Source organism: Chryseobacterium sp. KLBC 52, assembly GCF_003347605.1.
Taxonomy (GTDB): Bacteria; Bacteroidota; Bacteroidia; order Flavobacteriales; family Weeksellaceae; genus Chryseobacterium.
In genome coordinates this window covers 1-19,638 of the sequence record NZ_QDFZ01000024.1, presented here as the reverse complement: position 1 = coordinate 19,638, position 19,638 = coordinate 1, and the positions used below count along the sequence as shown (strand labels likewise).

Genomic DNA, 19,638 nt, shown 5'->3' with positions numbered 1-19,638 from the left:
TGAGAATGATGGAAAATTGTAAAATAAAACAGCCAGTTTCAGAATATAAAATAAACCTAAACATTTGTTTAAATTGTATTTTGAAAATTATGCTGCTTTTACAAAATAGCTTCATCATATTCAGATTCTGCTTTACTCCAAAAGTATATTTTCAGAACAGAGGTTAAAACTAAAATATTTTTACTAAAACAAATCGTTTTTCTATTCAATCTTTTTAAATGAGTTCTGAGATTCAGGTTTTTTCTCTCTATGCCATTCGTTCCATACTTTTGGATGCTATGGATTTCTTTTGGAATAAGGTATTTATAATTTCTTAGTTTATCCGTGAAGATTTTTTCAGGTTTAGCGCTGATTAAAGTTTTGACAACTGAATTCAATGTTTTGTTATTTCTTTTTCCAATATAAAATCCGGCGACCTCTTTACTTTGTTTATTAATGGCATACACCAGCCAGATCGTATTAGCTTTCTTTCTGACAAAAATTCTCATCTCATCCAATTCATAGGTTTGGTAAAATTTTATTGTTGGCCGAATAATTTTGTTTGCAATGGTCAGAATTCTTTTTAGTAGTGTGGTTGCAGAAATTTTCAGTATTCTTGCAGTACTGCGAATTCCTAAACCTTCTTTTGTCAGGAGAATAATTTTTTGATTGGTATTTTTTTCATAAGCGTTATACGTATAATTCAGAATGTTAATTGTTTTACAGGATTTACACTGATATCGTTGTTTCCCCCGACTTGTTTTCCCATATTTTATAAATCCGGAGTTCTCACCAACACATTTGGAACATTCATAAGTTTTAATCATCATTGAAGTGCTTTTTATTGGCAAAAATAAAACAGGCAATCCTATAGATTACCTGCTTTTAAATTATTTTATTTATAATTATCTTGGTCAGAGTCCATTAATATTGGAAACCAACATATTTGGAACATTACCAACGGATCTACAACACCCCATCTTCCAATATCTGACATATACATCCTGGCACCATAATCATTCCAGCCGGTTTCCTTTTGTAGTTCTTTACCGTTGTACTGGTAATTGTAAGGTGGGTTGCCGCCTACATTATTATATTCTAAATGCTTTAATCCAAAAGGGTAGTAGTTATTTTCTTCAAGAGCTTCTGCGCTGCCACTGGCATTTTCAAGTAGTATTCAAAAATTAGAGTATTGAAAACCAATACTCTAATTTATTACCAACATGTTTGGAACATTACCTATTTTTTCTATTTTATTCGTGATTTTATATATCAAAATATAAACTTTTGTAATAGAAAGATAGATCCCAAAAAATTACTAGCTATAAAAACAGCTATTATGCAAACTATTATAGTACCTTTTTTATTCTTTTCTTCAGATAATTTATCAAATTGTTTACTATATTCTTTCCAAATATCTGTATGAATAAATGCAAAATAATGTAGTATAGAAAGAAATACTAAAGGAATCAATAAAATTATAAATATAGTATTAGTACTAAATTTTGTATGAGTTATAATAGCATAATAGTTTAAAATTGTTCCAAAAAACCAAAGTTCAAGGGCTAGTAATGCTATTCCTGCTTTAAAATCACTCCAAAACTCACCCCCAACTTTGTCAGAAGTATATATTATTGATTTATAAATCTTATAAAAGATATAATAATATGCTTTTTTTATTTTTTCCGTAATTATATAGAGTATTGAAATTCAATACTCTATTATATTTATTAATACATTTTAAGAATATATTTTTGTAAATAATAAGCTGATCCAAAAAAATTAATTAGTATAAAAATAGCTATTATCCAAACTACTATAGTACCTTTTCTATTTTTTTCCTCAGGTAACTTATCAAATTGTTTGTTATATTCTTTCCACATATCTGTATGGATGAAACTAAAATAATTGATTACAAACAATATGATTAGCGGAATTAGTATTATAGGGCTTGTAATAGATATATCAAGTTTTTCATTAATTATGATAGAGTAATAATTCAAAAATGATCCTAAAAACAAAAGCTCAAGAGCCAGTAGTGCTATCCCGGCTTTAAAATCAGTCCAAAACTCACCACCAACCATTTCAGAAGTATATATTATTGATTTATATATTTTATAAAAAATATAATAATACGCTTTTTTTATTTTCTTCATAATTTTTGTTTATTTTGGTTCATGAGCTCCAAAAACATTTATTCTATAAGGTCCTGCCTGATTAAACCCTTCATCTAATTTTGTTTGCATAATATTACCATCATTAAAAATACCAGGCCAGCCTCCCGGGTAAAAACCATCTACGCCGAAATACACTGTACTAAGAGAAGCTCCAATTGATCCGCCCCAGTTACCTGCGGCACCAAATCCTGTATTTAATAAAAATTTTCCTGGAGAAATTTCCCCAGTTGTGACCCCAATAAGATCAACAGTAAAACCTAAAGCAAAAGAAGCATGACCTACTGTTTTAGCGACCCTTGCTATTTTAGAAACAGGTATTGTTGCATCAGTCATCGGCATCTTACCAAATTGGCTTAAGTTTCTGCCTGTTAACTGATAATTTCCAGCAATTCCTCTCCTTATACCTTGTGAATACATGTTATGAGAGTCAATAACTCCTGCAGTTCCACTCAAAACTCCTGCAGTTCCAAAAAACCAGTTTCCTTTTCCTGCAAGGCTATACCAATTATTTGATGCACTCTCTCCTAGTTTCATCATATGTCCCACCATTTCCTGAGCTGTATTGGCATCCCCTTCAGCACCTCCTGTCCACCAGCTCATATAGCCGTTTTTGGAAATAGTTGTATAGATTCCTCTTTTAGCCCATTCATTTCGAATTCCATCTAATAAGGAATAATCCATTGAGCCACCTCCTCCTGTCCAATGTGTATCATTATATACTCCTCCAAAGGAATAATCTTGCTGTCCTGAAAATGCCATGATGTTTGCCCGGGTTCCTTTTCCGCCACTGGCATAATAGGATAACATCCCATTTCCAAAACCCATAGAGCCGGGATCTTTTTCTGCCGGCGACATGGCTCTTCTTCCATCCGGGTCTATAAAGCTTATTGGGTTATTCAAAGCATATGTATATGGTGAGAATCTTCTTGATGTCTCTGCCAATGGGTCTATAACACCCCATCTTCCAATATCTGACATATACATCCTGGCACCGTAGTCACTCCAGCCGGTTTCCTTTTGCAGTTCTTTCCCGTTATACTGATAATTGTAGGCAGGATTTCCAGTTAAAAAGTTATAGCCCCGATGCTTTAAACCAAAAGGATAATAATTGTTTTCTTCAAGAACTTCTGCGCTGCCAGCTGAGGATCTGGAGTAGCTTATCCGTACATTTCCTAAGTGATCTGTTTTTTACCAACATATCTGAAACACCAAGTATGATCTTCAATATTTTAGATAGCCTATTTTCTCTTTTCTTCCGTTCTGGCTATTCACAATATTATCTCAACTTTATATTTTTACTAATGTTTTTAAAATTAGAGTATTGAAAACCAATACTCTAATTTATTACCAACACGTTTGGAACATTACCGGTTTAAAATGTATTCTGTTTTTTGACGCAAAGATATTATTGCTGTTCTTTTGATTACAGGAAGCAAAGAAAGAATCAACAAGTTGATTTTATGAAGCTGATGTAATAGCTTCAGGAATATAATTATTGACTTATCCCTTTAATTAATCCTCAATAGTCAGTTTCATAGTATAAAATAAATTTAAACATTTGTTTAAATTTTTCTTTTAAGTTAATGGAAAGATACTTACATTTGTTAGACAACAACCATAAAAACAATGACAATGAAGATTAAGAAGACAGAATTTCCTGAAAAATCTATTTTATCTCCGGAAAAAAAAGATTTCAATTATATCGATAGTTTTGAAGGAGAATTTGCGGATGGTGGCCGGAATATTGATATCTCAGAAGTAGGAAGAGCATTCTTTACAAGCGGGCCAAAATGGGGAAAGAAAATGTTTGCTTTCAGGAATAAAGCAGTGGGAATATTCGGGCTGAAGACCGGATCTGAAGCTGAAACAAGGCAAAAGGAAAAGGATTTTAAATGTGAAGTAGGAGAACGTGTGGGGCTTTTTAAGGTGTTTGATAAAACCAGCAACGAAATTGTTCTGGGAGAAGATGATAAGCACCTGGATTTCAGAGTATCTCTTTTAGTTGAAAAGAGTAAGGTGCATTCTGATGAAAATTCACTTACCATTTCTACTACCGTAAAGTATCATAACTGGCTGGGTGTGCTTTATTTTCTACCTGTACGACCTTTCCATAAGCTGATTGTTCCGGCTATGCTGAAAAATATGATCCGGCAGCTGCAAAAGAAGAAATTGCGTACCGTGTAAATATTGATATAAAATGACCATCCTCATCACAGGATGGTCATTGTTTTTAAGGGATAAAATTTAATAATAACTCAATATCCCGGTTGTTTAATTTATGATCCCTGAGATCTGTGATAAAAACAGGTTGAAAAGAATAAAATTATAGATAATGTGAGGAAACTAAATAAATTTTTCACATGATAATGATAATTTCGTAAATATATAATTTGATTAAGAATAATACAATATTTATAGTACAATATTGAAAAAAAACAAGATGAAAAAATTCGGATAATTTTGGACAATTTTGTACTTTTGTATGTTTGCTGAAATCATATATGTCACAAGAAATAAATCCAACCTACTCCGAAGATAATATCAGAACCCTCGATTGGCAGGAACACATCCGTTTGCGCCCCGGTATGTACATCGGGAAGCTCGGTGACGGTTCTTCCGCCGATGACGGTATTTATATCCTGTTAAAAGAAATCCTTGATAACTCTATTGATGAGTTCAGGATGAGATCAGGGAAAAGAATTGAAATAAAACTGGACGATGGCAAAGTTACCATTCGTGACTTTGGACGTGGTATTCCGCTGGGGAAAGTTGTAGATGCCGTCTCAAAAATGAATACCGGAGGTAAGTACGACAGTAAAGCGTTTAAAAAATCGGTAGGTTTGAACGGGGTCGGTACCAAAGCGGTAAATGCCCTTTCAGATTACTTCAGAGTTCGTTCTTTCCGCGACGGAAAAATGAAAGTTGCTGAATTCTCCCGTGGGATGATCACAGAAAACTTTGATGAGAAAGAAACTTCAGACAGAAACGGTACTGAAATTTCTTTTATTCCTGACGGAGAAATCTTCCTGCACTTCAAGTACAGAAAAGAGTATATCGAAAGAATGCTCCGAAACTATGCTTACCTGAATCCGGGACTTAAAATTCTTTTCAACGGAGAAACCTATTATTCTGAAAACGGTCTTAAAGATTTGTTGGAAGAAGAGCTGGAAAGCGATATCCTTTATCCGATCGTCCATTTAAAGGATGATGATATTGAGGTAGCCATTACCCATTCTGACAAATCACAGACAGAAACCTATTTCTCATTCGTGAACGGACAGAATACCACGCAGGGAGGAACACACCTTAATGCATTCCGTGAAGCGTATGTGAAAACAATTCGTGAATTTTTCAATAAAAGTTTTGATGCTTCCGATATCAGAAAGTCTATCATTGCAGCCATTTCGATCAATGTAGAAGAACCGGTTTTCGAATCTCAGACCAAAACAAAATTAGGATCTAATGACATGGGACCGAACGGACCTACCGTAAGAACATTCATTATTGATTTCCTGAAGAGTAAACTGGATAATTTCCTGCACAAAAATCCGGAAATAGCAGAAGCAATTCAAAGAAAAATATTAATTTCCGAAAGAGAAAGAAAAGAGCTTTCAGGAATTCAGAAACTGGCCAGGGAAAGAGCAAAAAAAGTATCTCTTCACAATAAAAAACTTCGTGACTGCAGGCAGCATTATAACGATCAGAAAGCCGAAAGGAAAGGAGATACGCAGATCTTCATTACCGAAGGAGATTCTGCATCCGGATCTATCACAAAATCCAGAGATGTAGAAACTCAGGCTGTATTTTCACTGAAAGGAAAACCGCTGAACTGTTATGGTCTTACCAAAAAAGTGGTATATGAAAACGAAGAATTTAACCTTCTTCAGGCCGCTTTAAATATTGAAGAAAGTCTGGAAGACCTGAGATACAATCAGGTAATTATTGCTACTGATGCCGATGTGGATGGAATGCACATCCGCTTGCTGATGATTACTTTCTTCCTGCAGTTCTTCCCGGATCTGATTAAAAACGGACATCTGTATATCCTTCAGACTCCGTTATTCAGAGTAAGGAATAAAAAAGAAACAAGATATTGCTATACAGAAACAGAAAGAATAAAAGCATTAAACGAACTGGGGAAAAATCCTGAAATCACACGATTTAAAGGATTGGGAGAAATTTCTCCGGACGAATTTAAGCATTTCATTGGTAAAGATATCCGTTTAGAACCTGTAGTAGTGGGAAAAGACCAGACGATTGATCAACTTCTGGAATTCTACATGGGGAAAAATACACCGGACAGACAAACCTTTATCTTAGAAAACCTGGTAGTAGAAGATGATACTGATATTGATAAAAAAGAAATACTGAATGAAGTAGAAAATTAAAAAAAACGTATAACTTAAAAGACTGGTTGTAAGGGCCATTGCAGACTGAAAAAAAGCACAATTTTGGATGAAGTAGGAAATTATAATACTTACACAGCCAAAAAAATAAAATGAGACTAAGTAACCGTAATAAAACATCAATTTATAACTCTCTGAGTACACTGCTTTTGATGACAGCAGTGTTTGGTATAACTGTATTCGCTGCTAATGAATACAGGTTTCATGCAATGGGGAAAGAAAGTTATTTATTAATTATTGTTCCTGTTTTGCTGCTGATTATCTTTTATATCAGTGGAAGACAGATTTTTGAATACGACAGTGACGGGGAAGCTTTGAATTTTAAAAACAGGAATATTATTCCCTTTTTAAACAAACCTCTTCACGACGAATTTCCAAAATATAAACTGATAAAATATGATGTGGTCAGTATTCTCTTTTTCAAAAGGTTATACATTACCGTTTCCAGTAAAAATAATGGATCTACCATACTCAAATACCAGATATCTTATTTGGGTAACAAAGAAATAAACGATTTAAAACTCTCTCTGAATAAAGTTGTGAAAACTAATAAAGAGAAAAAAGATAAAATAGATGACGACAGAAGAATATTCGCATGAGGGTGAAAGCTTAAAAAAAGTTTCCGGGCTGTATAAAGACTGGTTTCTTGATTATGCTTCCTATGTAATTCTGGATAGAGCGATCCCTTCAATATATGATGGTTTAAAACCCGTTCAACGAAGAATTATGCATTCCATGAGGGAGCTGGAAGACGGCCGTTATAATAAGGTGGCCAATATCGTGGGGAATACCATGAAATACCACCCACACGGTGATGCTTCCATTACAGATGCCATGGTACAAATCGGGCAGAAAGAGCTGCTAATAGATACTCAGGGAAACTGGGGAAATATTTATACAGGTGACTCTGCAGCTGCTGCGAGATATATTGAAGCAAGACTGACCCCTTTTGCCCTTGAAGTAGTCTTTAATCCTAAAACTACAGACTGGACAAAGTCTTATGACGGAAGAAACAATGAACCTATTGATTTGCCGGTAAAATTTCCCTTGCTTCTTGCACAGGGAGTAGAAGGTATTGGAGTAGGACTTTCCACAAAAATCCTTCCTCATAACTTTAATGAACTTATTAACGCATCTGTAGCCTACTTAAAAGGTAAGAAATTTGAACTGTATCCGGACTTTTTAACAGCCGGTTATCTTGACGTTTCCGAATACAACGACGGGCACAGAGGAGGAAAAGTAAGAGCAAGAGCCAAAATTACCCAAACGGATAAGCATACATTAGTAATTTCTGAACTTCCTTACTCCAAAACAACAACGGATCTTATTGACTCTATTCTAAAAGCCAATGAGAAAGGAAAGATCAAAATCAAAAAAATTGAGGACAATACTTCAGATAAAGTAGAAATCCTGATTCATATTCATAATGATGTTTCACCGGATAAGACCATTGACGCGCTGTATGCATTTACAGACTGTCAGGTGACCATTTCTCCGAATGCCTGTGTGATTGTAGGTGATAAGCCAATGTTTCTTACGGTATCCGATATTTTAAAAACGAATACAGATCATACCGTTTCATTACTGAAGAAAGAATTGGAAATTGAACTCCATGAGCTTCAGGAAAGCTGGCATTTCTCTTCACTGGAAAGAATTTTCATAGAGAACAGAATTTACCACGATATTGAAGAAGTAAAAACCTGGGAAGATGTATTGAAAACCATTGATGCAGGATTAAAACCGCATACCAAACATCTTTTAAGAGCCGTTACAGAAGAAGATATCTTAAAACTGACAGAGATCAGAATCAAGAGGATTTCAAGATTCGACTTAGATAAATTTAAAGAAAATATTGCTTCGCTGGAAGGTAAAATAGAACAGGTAAAATACAATCTGTCTAACCTGATTGCTTATGCTATCGATTACTATTTAAATATTCAGAAAAAATACGGTAAAGACAAACAAAGAAAAACTGAGCTTAGAATCTTTGATACGATTGATGCAACAAAAGTAGCCGTAGCCAATGAAAAATTCTATGCGAATTTCGAAGAAGGTTTCATCGGAACATCTCTGAAGAAAGACCAGTATTTGTTCGACTGTTCTGACATTGATGATATCATCACATTCAGAAAAGACGGAAGTATGAAGGTGGTAAAAGTGGAAGCAAAAACTTTCATTGGTAAAGATATTCTTCATGTTGCCGTTTGGAAGAAAAACGACAAGAGAACCGTGTATAATATGATCTATCGCGAAGGAAGGGAAGGACCATACTATATGAAACGTTTCTCTGTAACCGGAGTAACCCGAAATACAGATTATCCGTTAGCTTCAGATAAAAAAGGATCTGAAACATTATATTTCTCAGCCAATCCTAATGGTGAGGCAGAAACAGTTACTGTATTGTTAAAGCCAAATCCAAGAATCAGAAAGAACAAAATGGAGATCAATTTCTCCGATCTTGCCATTAAAGGGCGTGATTCCAAAGGAAATCTGGTGACCAAGTATGCTGTAAAGAAAGTAGATATGAAGGAAGAAGGCGTTTCTACGCTCGCTCCTAGAAAAATCTGGTTTGATGATACGGTAAGAAGACTGAATGCTGATGTAAGAGGTACATTACTGGGAAGTTTCAAGGGAGATGATAAAATCCTGACCATCAATACAAACGGTGAAGTAAAACTGGTGTCTTTTGACTTGGGTAACCGTTTTGATGATGAATACCTGGTGTTGGAGAAATGGAGACCTGCGCAGCCGATTACCTGTATTTATTACGACGGAGAAAAAGATATTTATTTCATTAAGAGATTCTTACTGGAAAACACAGTGAATGTACAGACTTTCATGCCTTCTGAACACCCGAAATCATTCATCGAAAATGTAATTGTTGCCAACGATGTTACTGCAGAAATTATTTTTGCAAAAGATAAAGGAAAAGAACGCGATCCGGAAACTATTAATATTGATGAATTCATAGCAGTAAAAGGTATAAAAGCTATTGGAAACCAGTTTACGAAATTCAAAGTAAAAGCTATCAATATTACCATTCCTGAGCCTGTAGAAGAAGAACCTGAAGTATACGAAGATCCGGAACCAACAGGCGAAACGGATGAAGACGGAGGAATGATTGGGGATTTGTTCCGGGATGACGTAAATAATGAAAATGAATAGACTAAACTAAACATGTCTGTTCAGATATAACATAAAAAGAACACAATGGATATAGTTGTTATCATTATCATTGCAGCCACATGTATTTTTAGTTACATGGGGTTTAACAATACAGCATTATTTGAAAAATATAAATTCAATGTCGGAGCGATCGCGAATCGTAAAGAATATGTAAGACTCATTAGTTCTGCGTTTTTGCATGCAGACTTTATGCACTTATTTTTTAATATGCTTTCCCTGTATTTTTTCCAGGGAGTAGTTATTAGTTTCTTTGGAGAAATAGGATTTCTGATTCTATATTTTGGATCAATGATTCTGGGGAATTTATTCAGTTTACAGATTTATAAAAACCAACCTTGGTATTCGGCAATTGGTGCGTCAGGTGCGGTTTCGGGAATCATTTTTGCTTCCATAGCCATGGCTCCGAATGAAATCAGTGTCAACTTCTTACCAGGATGGTTATTTGGAACACTGTATTTTGGGTACTCAGTATATATGATGCTGAATCCTAAGCAATGGGATAATCTGGGGCATGCTGCTCACCTTGGAGGAGCATTTTTCGGATTGGTTTACTCTATTGTAATGCATCCGCAGCTTGCCATGAGCAATATTCTTTTCTTAGGAATCATGTCACTTCCGTTAATTTATTTAGGATATGAAATTTTTGTAAGGAAGCGAATAGGATAAAAGACTATTTTTTAATCAAAATATCAAAACCAATGAACACATCAGAGTTAAACAGTTTCATCGTGATACTTATCTATGGTTCATTGGTTTTACTTTCTCTGCTGAAGCTGGCCAATCCTTTACGGGTAAATCATAAAGCCAATTTCTGGTTCGGAATATTTCTCTTTCTGTGGTCTACCTTTTGGCTGGATGAAGTGCTGTTTCTCATCACCGGTTCAATAGTGGAATTTCATTCCCTGTTTTGGGTAAGATTTATTCAGTTTTTTACCCCTATCGTTTTTTACTTTAGTGTACTTTTTTACACCAATCCTTCCTTTACTTTTAAACCTACAGATGTTAAGTTTTTAATCCTTCCTGTAGCTTTTCTGGTTTGTCTTGTATTGACCAAATTAGGATATGCAAAACCATTTGAATATATCAGTATTATTCTGATCCTGATTCAGGCTCTCTTCTATACGGCACTTTCCTATATTACCATCAGGAAACATCAGAAAAAGATTCAGCAATTTTCTTCCAATACCGAAGGAATCAATCTGAACTGGCTGGAATATATTATTCTGGTGCTCCTTATTGTGAATATCATCTACGTGATTTATAATCTGTTCTATGATCCGAAATCACTGAATTTCTTTATCAATGCCGTCTTTTTATCCGTTATTTACTGGGTAGGATATTATTCTATGAAACAGAAGGAGATTTATCCTTTAGAAGAAAAGCAGAGACAGGAACTGATCTCTATGGATGAAGATTCCGATCCGGAAGAAGTTAAAAGAAAACTGATCTCTGATGAAGAATTAGCAAAGATTAAAACATCACTGGAAGGGATTATGGAACTTCAAAAGCCTTATCTTGACAGCGAACTTAACCTTATCAAACTTGCCGAAATGCTGTCCGTTTCTACCCATCATTTGTCTTACGTCATTAATACAGGCTTTGGAAAAAATTTCTTCCAATATGTGAATGAATACAGAGTAAACTACGCCAAAAGACTTCTGAAAGAACCCAACAGCAAATTATCAATTTTGGGGATTGCTTACGAATCAGGGTTCAATTCTAAAACTTCTTTTAATACAACCTTTAAAAAAGTGACCGGACAAACTCCTTCTGAGTTCAAAAAATAAGTTCCGGTTTATAAACTTTTACTTTTTTATGTTTCTAATCGATTGATTTGTAGTTGCTTGATTGTTTTTGATTTTGTGAGTTAAAATCGGTTCGGTCAGATAATCCGGAACATTTAAGCTTACCTTTCACCATAGTTTTGTACCCTAAAATGTAAACTTATGGATACCCAAGAATCATATGCTGTTGTCACGGGAGCCAGTCAGGGACTCGGAAAATCATTCGCTGAACATCTGGCGAAACAAAAAATCAATGTCATCCTTATAAGCCTTCCTGACCAGAATCTCAAAGAATTTTCTGAATATCTCAAAAGGGTGTATGAAGTAAAAGTTCATTACTACGAAACAGATCTTTCAGTGCATGAAAATGTAATGAAACTTACAGAATGGCTCAACAGTTCTTTTAATATTCATATTCTGATTAATAATGCAGGACTTGGCGGAACAAAGAAATTTACGGAAGCTTCTTCGGATTATATCAACACCATTTTACAGGTGAATGTCGCAGCCACTTCACTGATTACCCATCAGTTGCTTCCCAACCTTTTGAAACAACCCAAAGCCTATATCCTGAATGTTTCAAGTATGGCAGCCTTTTCACCCATCGGTTTTAAAACGGTATATCCAGCTTCTAAAAGCTTTATTCATTCATTTTCAAGAGGACTGTATGAAGAACTGAAAGATACCAATGTTTTTGTAAGTGTTGTGAATCCGGGAGCCATGAAAACCAATAAGGATGTTTGTGAAAGAATAGAAAAACAAGGTTTTATGGGAAGATTAACCCTTTTAAATCCTGACAAAGTGGCTTCCTACTGCATCCGGCAATTGTTTAAAAAAGATTCCGTTATTATGGTGAACCCAATCAGCTGGCTGGTGATGAAAATTGTACCCATATGGATTAAACTGCCCTTAATGACCCAGGCTATAAAAAGAGAAATCGAAGCATGAAAAAAGTGTGTGTAACCGGAGCAACAGGGCTTCTGGGAACTAATGTTATCCTTAAATTATTACAAAATGATTATTCTGTTATTGCTCTGGTGCGCCAGAAAAGCAGCTGGCTGGGCGAAGAAAACAAAAATCTGAAGCTTGTGGAAGCAGACCTTTCATCCGATATCTCAGTACATCTTATCAATATTGACTGTATCATTCATATTGCTGCGGAAACACGCCAGAATCTCATCCGTTATGATGAATACAGAAAAGTGAATTACGAAGTAGTTGTGAATCTGTTTACCCAGGCAGAATTGATGGGTGTAAAGAAGTTTTTATTTGTAAGTACAGCCAATACCTTAGGATTTGGAACTACAGCCTTTTGGGGAAGTGAAAAAGCACCACAGCTTTATCCTTTCACCCATTCATTCTATGCGCAAAGTAAGCTGGCCGCTGAAGACTATCTTTTAAAAAACGGTAAGAATACGGACGTTATCATTGTTAATCCCACCTTTATGATCGGAGCATATGACAGCAAGCCAAGTTCCGGAAAAATCATCTTCTGGGCCTGGAAAAAGAAACTGGTTTTCTATCCGAAAGGAGGGAAGAATTTTGTACATGTGGAAGATGCAGCCAAAGGAATAGCAAAGGTTGTTGAAAAAGGAAAGAATGGAGAAAAATATCTTCTAGCGAATGAAAACTTAAGCTACATAGAGTTTTTTAAGAAAGTAAACCGGATTACCAGGCAAAACCCAATTATGATCCCTATTCCCAACAAACTTTTGAGTTTCCTTGGATTAATAGGTGATGGTTTAAGAAAATTAAAAATTAAAACGGATCTGAGTTCTGCCAATATGAAAGCCCTTCAGATTAATAATTATTATTCTCATCAGAAATCAATAGAGGAGTTGGGAGCTCAATACCAGCCGATTGATAAAGCGATCGAAGAGGCTGTTCAGTATTTTATTGAAAATCCTGTTGGGAATAAAAAAACCAGCTCCTAAAAGCTGGTTTTATCAAATTATCTTGTGATTTTCTGAGTTACATTTTTATTGGAAATAACGCAGGTTTTGCTACAGTTATTAGTACTTGAAATATTAACCTGTACCAATGCCGGCAATGATCTGTATTCTTCCTTGTTGTAAGGCGCTTCAGTACCATTGCTTCCGCCTCCTTTAATATCATACTGAACCTGGGCTACTCCTGTGAATCCCATTGCAGGTTTGAAAGAAAGCGCCCCGGTAGCGGGAAAATAGGTCCATGTTCCCTGGCTGTTGGTATAAACACCTCCTGTGATATTCGGAATCACAGCTCCGTTGTTATCCAGAAAACGGAACGAATTAAAATCAAGGTTGTTATACGAAAGTGTTGGCGGGTTTTGTCCACTTGCTGACGAATAAGCCGCATCATTAAGCAAAGGGTAGTAGATTGACTTTATCCCCGGGCAGCCTGCAAACAAATCATCCGTTACTTCAGCAGCATAAGGTCTTGTAACCCCTAAGTTTTTCAATAAATGGATATTTTTGGCAGCTCCGGTAGAAGCGGCAAATCCAATTCTGAAAGTAGAAGGTGCTGATGTATCCAGAGTTCTTACCGTACTGTTGGAGATGGTAGTCTCTGTATATTTCAGAGAAGTAGGATAGTAATAATTATCAATCACTTTTTCTTTTACCGTTCCGTGCTGTATTTCCAGGGTTATATTGTAACCGCCGGCAGGATTGGGAACTAATGTAATGTATGCTTTACGGAACCTTGCATCATTTTCATTTTGAGGAATTGTTGTTCCGCCACTTTCAATGCTGAATTGCTGAAGAGTCGTATTTTTAATGCCAATATACTTTCCTGTTGCCGCATCCAGATAAGCAGATCTGTTACTGCTGGAAGGTGATGCATTGGTCGCTATGCTGTAAAGCAATGGATAGCCATTATATCCTGCAGGCTCAGCTGAAGACAGATATTGGTTTCCACGCTTTCCTCTTAAAGAAACATTGCTTCGCCCATCGGCTAGGCCTACTCCAAATATCCCATTTCTAACCCTTTCACCCTGGTTAAAACTTGTTTTAAAATTTCCGAATTCATCCAGACCTATTCCCAGATAGGCTCCTCTCAGTCCTTCCGTAGATTCTCCTCCGCGTACAAAGCTATATCCTAATCCTCCACCAAAATATCCGAGATTAAGCTGGTTTTTAGGGATAGATCCATCAACCAGGAATATAGAAATTCCGTCTCCTCCGTTAGTATTTCCACCATAAATCGCGAATTCAAACTCGAACTTGATTCCCTGGTCACTTTTGAAAATTTTATCGGCAAGTATTACTCCTCCTGAAATATTATTGACACTTCGGGTCAGCCTTAGTCCATCTGTGGTAAAGGTTGCATCGTTCTGAACACCGCTGGTAGCTACCTTATAAGCTTCCTGGGGCTGCAATCCCTGAGTAAAGTTTACAAAATACGGATATCCGGTTCCCTGTTCGTTCTGTGCATGAATGCTTTGAGAAAAAATAAACAAGGGAAATGCAAACAGTAATCTTTTATATCGTAAAATTGAGCTGCTTTTTATCATCACTCAATTATTTAACAACGAAAACAATATTGATAAAAGAACAGTCCGTTGCTGCAGCTTTTACATCATAAGTCATTACCCCGTCATCAGAAATAGAAATATTACTGAATACATTAGGATCAGCATCCGTTACATAATAGTAAAGATCTTTACTGGACGGGAAAAAAGGAATTGAAGCGGGAGCACTGGTACTCTTTGCTTTTGGAGAGCCAAATTGGGTTTTATACAAAGTATATAAATCTTTGGTTCGTCCAGTGGCTGTGGTGGAAGTGTCAAAAGAAACACTAGGCATATAAAACATTTTTACTGCATTATTGCTAATACAAAGCCAATCAGGTTTGGTAGGAGTTCCGATATTCTGACTCAGACATTTTTTGTCGGTATCATAGATCAGAAGTGAGTTGGCCGGATTCGCAATTGCATCTCTTTTGGCTGTGGTCAACCTGGGTATAAGCATTCCTTTATTGGGGCTGTAAACATCCAGAATCGCACTTTGATCAGGTGTGGATATGTTAATCCCAACTTGAGCGAAAGTAAACGAGCTAGCTAAAACGATTGGTAGAAATAATTTTTTAATCATGATGTCTTAATAATTTTTTATCTGTGTGTATGTTTTTTTAGAAAAGAATGGTTGCAGGCTTAATTCTACAAAGGCAATAGTTACCACTGACAAATTCATTAAAACAATGAATTGTTGTGTTCAAATAATAGCCCAATGAGACCTTTTGTTCAAAAGCTCATCAACAGATACAGCCAGGATATTTATAAAGAAATATCTTATGCCTACCTGGGCAGTCGGTCGAAAAAATAAATTGATTATGTAGCCGTATAAGCTCTTAAATAAGTAAGATTCATATTCCCTCGTGTTTTTTGCAAATATACAAAGAAATATTCAGGTGTTTGTGTTTATAGAATTAATTCTAAACTTTTGTTAATAATTAACATATTTTGGTTTAAATTTTTACATAATTTATAAATCAGTAAGATTGTTTTTATTATGCAAATCTTTCCATTCTATTAAGAAATCTTAAAAAAAAGATGCTGTTGACGTGTAGAAATTTTAAAATAAAAGAAAATATTATTCTTTTTAATATAAAGGGTTGAAAAAGAGACTATTTTGAAAAATTATTCAATGCATCATTCAGAGTGCCTACAAAATTGACATGTTTTGTTTTATTGCTTTCAAAAATAAAATCCTTCATGCTCTTACTTTCATATTTACTGAAATCACCTACAATAGCTAATCCTATACGATAGTTTGAGAACTTTTGAAGAATCTCTCCGGCCATTTTTGTTTTTAAATCAAAGAATTCAGAGGTGATGTTTTTTTCATGAAGAATAACTTTATCAAACCCTTCATAATAGATATTCCCCATAAGATCCAGTCCGTCCTGTGCAGACCGGATAATGATGTCTTCAGAAATAATTTCTGCAATTTTTATAGTGTTGATTTCGTGTGATTTGATGAACATGGTATGGGTAATTATTTATTTCTTTCCATAAATGAATCTATCGTTTTCAGATAAATCCTTTAATAATTGAGCGTTAGAAAAATCCAGATATAATTCCAGCGTTTCAGGACCCAGTTTCTGATTGATTTCTAAAAACAGCAGTCCTCCTTCTTTCAGATTCTTTTTGGCATCTTCCGCAATTTTTCTGTAAAAGATTAAGGCATCTGAAGTAGGAGAGAAGAGAGCCATTTTAGGTTCAAATTCTTTCACGGAATCTGCAATTTCAATCTCTTCTTCAATTCCTATGTAAGGCGGATTTGAAATGATGATATCATAGTTTTCAGCCAGTTCAATATTGAGATAATCAGCATGGATGAATTGGATCTTCAATTGATGATATTCTGCATTTTTTTTGGCTGTTTTCAAAGCTTTTTCGGAAAAATCAATGGATGAAACTTCCGCTTCCGGGAAATGTTTCTTTAAAACCAGAGGAATAATCCCGCTTCCGGTTCCTATATCCAAAATCTTTAAACCTTGAACATTAAACTTTGAATCTTTAATCTCCCTGATGGCCATCTCCAGCAGTTCTTCCGTTTCTGGGCGGGGAATCAGAACATTTTCATCCACAAAGAATTTCATTCCGTAAAATTCTGTTTCACCCAATATCTGCTGATAAGGCCGTCCGGTTTTAAGTTCCGAAACAAGATGATCAAGTTTTTCTTCATCATCAATCAGAAGTTCCTGCTCAGAGAACCTTCTCTGCTGAAACGGATCAAAACCTACGATCTGCTGAATGAATAAAGACGATAAAAACATACTTTCCGACTCTGTATAAAGGTCGGAAAGCTCTGTCCTGAAATATTTTTTAAATGCTGAAATTGTCATTTATCTTGTAAAAACCAGTTTTGTATCCGTAGACTTCTCTTCATCAATTCTGTATCCTTCATAGTTGAATGCTTTTACATCCTCCAGGGTTTTAGCGTTGGTTTCTGCACAGAATCTCACCACAAGGCCTCTGGCATGTTTGGTATACACAACAATAGTCTTCAGTTTTCCGTCTTTTAATTCATAGAAATCAAAATCAATTACGGTATGGTTCAGTTTCTTTCTGTCAATTACTTTCCCATACTCATTGCTGGCAAGGTGAAGCAGGATTTCTCCTTTTTTCATCTCAGAATTCAATTGCTCCGTAATCTTTTCTCTCCAGAATTCATACAGGTTTTTGTATTGCTCAAATTCAAAAGGACGACCCATTTCCAGCCTGTAAAGCATCACTTTATCAGAGGGTTTCAGTAAACCGTAAAGTCCTGAAAGCATTCTGTAGTTTTTCTGCAGGTAATCTACAGCATTTTTATCCAGTGTTTTGGCATCCAGTCCTCTGTAAACCTCTCCTGTAAAGGCAAACATTGCGGGAGCAGATTCTTTCGCTGTAGGTTTGGATTTCCATTTTTGATTTCTTTCCCAGTTTTCATCAGCAAGCTTAGGGGATATTTCCATCAGCTCGGAAAGATATTTTGGCGATTTTTCTTTTAAATAAGATTGTATCAATGCTGCTTCTTCAATGAATCTTGGAGTAGAAGATTTCAACAGATCTGTTGAATTTTCCACGTTCATTAATTTGGCAGGAGATGTTATAATTTTCATAATGTTAAAATACAGATAAGTGTTTAATATCAATAAAATTCATCATCATCATGGCAATAAAATCAATCATAAAATGACAGATGATCAGAACTTTAATATTTGAATAACGTTTATAAAATACAGCAAATACGATTCCGATAAAGAAAGGTCCGAGAACCTGGCTTATGGTACCGTAAGTACTATGCAAAATTCCAAATAAGACCGATGAAATAACAATTGCAACGGTGGGGTTGTTGTAGATTTTTTCAAGCCTGGACTGTACATAGCCCCGCATCAGGAATTCCTCTACAATAGCAGCTGTAAGGCATGTAAAAATAACTAAAAAATAGTTATTTCTAAAAATGGGGACAAGGTTGAGAAGTTTAGTGCTTATTTTTTCCTCTATAAAAAACAGGATGACAGCATTCAGAATCCCTCCGCCAATCAAACAGATAAAATATAAGCTCAGTACAGCTTTGATATAAAATGCAGCTGAATATTTTTTCTCTTCTTTTAAGAAAAAAACGCTTTTCTCAATACAGAAACTGTATAGAAATACAATGATAAGAATGATCCATAGTATAATTCTACTGAGGAAAAAATTGGTTACTGTGATTCCTTTTACTCCTGTTAATGCGGTAACAGCAGGAAAAGAGTACAGCATCGCTGCAGCTAAAATAACAAAAGTGAGTAAAATTCCTACAGCATATTTCCCGGTAAGACTCATAATCCAATACCTAAACCTTGAACTTTAAACTTTGAATTAAACGATTCCTTTTCCCTGGCGGATAATCTCCGGTTCTCCTGAAGTAAGGTCTACAATGGTGGAAGCCACATTATCCCCATATCCTGAATCAATCACAATATCTACCAGGTGATCATATTTTTCTGCAATAAGTTCAGGATCGGTAGAATATTCGATAATTTCATCATCATCTTTAATAGAAGTAGATGCAATCGGGTGACCCAGTTTTTCAACAATAAGTTGTGGAATTGGATGGTCAGGAACACGGATACCAATAGTTTTATGCCCTTTATAAGCTAAAGGTAAACTTTTATTGGCTTCGAGAATGAAAGTAAACGGTCCGGGAAGATGACTTTTCAGAAATCTGAAAACGGAGGTATCGATAGGTCTTGTAAAGTCTGAAAGATGGCTGAGATCATTACAGATAATTGAGAATTTTGACTTCTCAAGCTTCATTTTTTTGAGCTGAGCCAGCTTTTCCATGGCTTTTATATCAAAAATATTACAGCCTAAAGCATAAATCGTATCAGAAGGATAGATAATCAGCCCGCCGTTGTTTAAAGTTTTAATAACCTCATTCACAAGATTTTCCTGTGGGTTGTCCGGATAAATTTTTAATATTTTTGCCATAAAACAAAGATACAAATAATAAAATAGTTTTCATAAAAGTCCTTTATTTAAAAGAAAAATTAGGATTTGTAAAAAATATTCGTACCTTTGCAATCCAATATCGCGGGATGGAGCAGTAGGTAGCTCGTCGGGCTCATAACCCGAAGGTCATCGGTTCGAGTCCG

Annotated in this window: 18 protein-coding genes and 1 pseudogene; 8 read left to right on the top strand and 11 right to left on the bottom strand. The window is 35.4% G+C overall.

The features are described from left to right. Window positions 1–98: 98 nt before the first annotated feature. From DDF69_RS20425 to DDF69_RS22545, 4 genes and pseudogenes are all read right to left on the bottom strand, one after another. Complete coding sequence (locus DDF69_RS20425; RefSeq protein ID WP_228412063.1) at window positions 99–809, bottom strand: IS1 family transposase; 711 nt, start codon at window positions 807–809, stop codon at window positions 99–101. Window positions 810–937: 128 nt separating this feature from the next. After that, window positions 938–1,147 (bottom strand): annotated as a pseudogene (locus DDF69_RS20420) (RHS repeat-associated core domain-containing protein); the annotation flags it as partial. 562 nt (window positions 1,148–1,709) lie between these two features. Next, window positions 1,710–2,135: a hypothetical protein gene (locus DDF69_RS20410; protein ID WP_114822399.1), complete on the bottom strand. Its 426-nt coding sequence runs from the start codon at window positions 2,133–2,135 to the stop codon at window positions 1,710–1,712. A gap of 9 nt (window positions 2,136–2,144) precedes the next feature. After that, a complete protein-coding gene (locus tag DDF69_RS22545) occupies window positions 2,145–3,317 on the bottom strand; it encodes an RHS repeat-associated core domain-containing protein (RefSeq protein WP_114822398.1) in 1,173 nt (390 codons plus the stop codon). Window positions 3,318–3,788: 471 nt separating this feature from the next. Between DDF69_RS22545 and DDF69_RS20400 the strand changes: the two genes are divergently transcribed. The 8 genes from DDF69_RS20400 to DDF69_RS20365 all read left to right on the top strand — a co-directional run bounded on the left by DDF69_RS20400 (window position 3,789) and on the right by DDF69_RS20365 (window position 13,466). After that, a complete protein-coding gene (locus tag DDF69_RS20400) occupies window positions 3,789–4,340 on the top strand; it encodes a DUF2867 domain-containing protein (protein ID WP_114822442.1) in 552 nt (183 codons plus the stop codon). A 317-nt stretch (window positions 4,341–4,657) separates the two neighbouring features. Continuing rightward, a complete protein-coding gene (locus DDF69_RS20395) occupies window positions 4,658–6,544 on the top strand; it encodes a DNA topoisomerase IV subunit B (RefSeq protein ID WP_062675146.1) in 1,887 nt (628 codons plus the stop codon). 110 nt (window positions 6,545–6,654) lie between these two features. Further along, window positions 6,655–7,161, top strand: a complete 507-nt coding sequence (locus DDF69_RS20390; protein WP_114822397.1) for a hypothetical protein — start codon at window positions 6,655–6,657, stop codon at window positions 7,159–7,161. Continuing rightward, on the top strand, window positions 7,136–9,727 hold the full coding sequence (locus tag DDF69_RS20385) for a DNA gyrase/topoisomerase IV subunit A (RefSeq protein ID WP_114822396.1): 2,592 nt from the start codon (window positions 7,136–7,138) through the stop codon (window positions 9,725–9,727). The genes DDF69_RS20390 and DDF69_RS20385 overlap by 26 nt, the downstream gene beginning before the upstream one ends. A 45-nt stretch (window positions 9,728–9,772) precedes the next feature. Beyond that, window positions 9,773–10,414 carry a rhomboid family intramembrane serine protease gene (locus DDF69_RS20380; protein ID WP_034696498.1) on the top strand — a complete coding sequence of 214 codons (642 nt, stop codon included), beginning with the start codon at window positions 9,773–9,775 and terminating at the stop codon, window positions 10,412–10,414. 32 nt (window positions 10,415–10,446) lie between these two features. Continuing rightward, a complete protein-coding gene (locus tag DDF69_RS20375) occupies window positions 10,447–11,535 on the top strand; it encodes a helix-turn-helix domain-containing protein (protein WP_114822395.1) in 1,089 nt (362 codons plus the stop codon). Between the two features lie 159 nt (window positions 11,536–11,694). After that, window positions 11,695–12,480, top strand: coding sequence for an SDR family NAD(P)-dependent oxidoreductase (locus tag DDF69_RS20370; protein ID WP_114822394.1), 786 nt, complete (start codon window positions 11,695–11,697; stop codon window positions 12,478–12,480). Beyond that, the gene (locus DDF69_RS20365) at window positions 12,477–13,466 is read left to right on the top strand and encodes an NAD-dependent epimerase/dehydratase family protein (protein WP_114822393.1); all 990 of its coding nucleotides are present in this window, start codon (window positions 12,477–12,479) and stop codon (window positions 13,464–13,466) included. The genes DDF69_RS20370 and DDF69_RS20365 overlap by 4 nt, the downstream gene beginning before the upstream one ends. A gap of 17 nt (window positions 13,467–13,483) precedes the next feature. Here DDF69_RS20365 and DDF69_RS20360 read toward each other — a convergent pair whose 3' ends face one another. From DDF69_RS20360 to DDF69_RS20330, 7 genes are all read right to left on the bottom strand, one after another. Beyond that, the gene (locus DDF69_RS20360; protein ID WP_114822392.1) at window positions 13,484–15,025 is read right to left on the bottom strand and encodes a lectin-like domain-containing protein; all 1,542 of its coding nucleotides are present in this window, start codon (window positions 15,023–15,025) and stop codon (window positions 13,484–13,486) included. 7 nt (window positions 15,026–15,032) lie between these two features. Further along, window positions 15,033–15,605 carry a hypothetical protein gene (locus DDF69_RS20355; protein WP_114822391.1) on the bottom strand — a complete coding sequence of 191 codons (573 nt, stop codon included), beginning with the start codon at window positions 15,603–15,605 and terminating at the stop codon, window positions 15,033–15,035. Between the two features lie 532 nt (window positions 15,606–16,137). After that, on the bottom strand, window positions 16,138–16,497 hold the full coding sequence (locus DDF69_RS20350; protein ID WP_114822390.1) for a DUF4180 domain-containing protein: 360 nt from the start codon (window positions 16,495–16,497) through the stop codon (window positions 16,138–16,140). Window positions 16,498–16,512: 15 nt separating this feature from the next. Continuing rightward, a complete protein-coding gene (prmC, locus tag DDF69_RS20345; RefSeq protein WP_114822389.1) occupies window positions 16,513–17,361 on the bottom strand; it encodes a peptide chain release factor N(5)-glutamine methyltransferase in 849 nt (282 codons plus the stop codon). Further along, entirely contained in the window at window positions 17,362–18,120 is a 759-nt protein-coding gene (yaaA, locus tag DDF69_RS20340; protein WP_114822388.1) for a peroxide stress protein YaaA, read from the bottom strand. 4 nt (window positions 18,121–18,124) lie between these two features. Further along, entirely contained in the window at window positions 18,125–18,826 is a 702-nt protein-coding gene (locus DDF69_RS20335) for a CPBP family intramembrane glutamic endopeptidase (RefSeq protein WP_114822387.1), read from the bottom strand. A gap of 36 nt (window positions 18,827–18,862) precedes the next feature. Beyond that, window positions 18,863–19,474 carry an L-threonylcarbamoyladenylate synthase gene (locus DDF69_RS20330; protein ID WP_114822386.1) on the bottom strand — a complete coding sequence of 204 codons (612 nt, stop codon included), beginning with the start codon at window positions 19,472–19,474 and terminating at the stop codon, window positions 18,863–18,865. Between the last annotated feature and the right edge of the window lie 164 nt (window positions 19,475–19,638).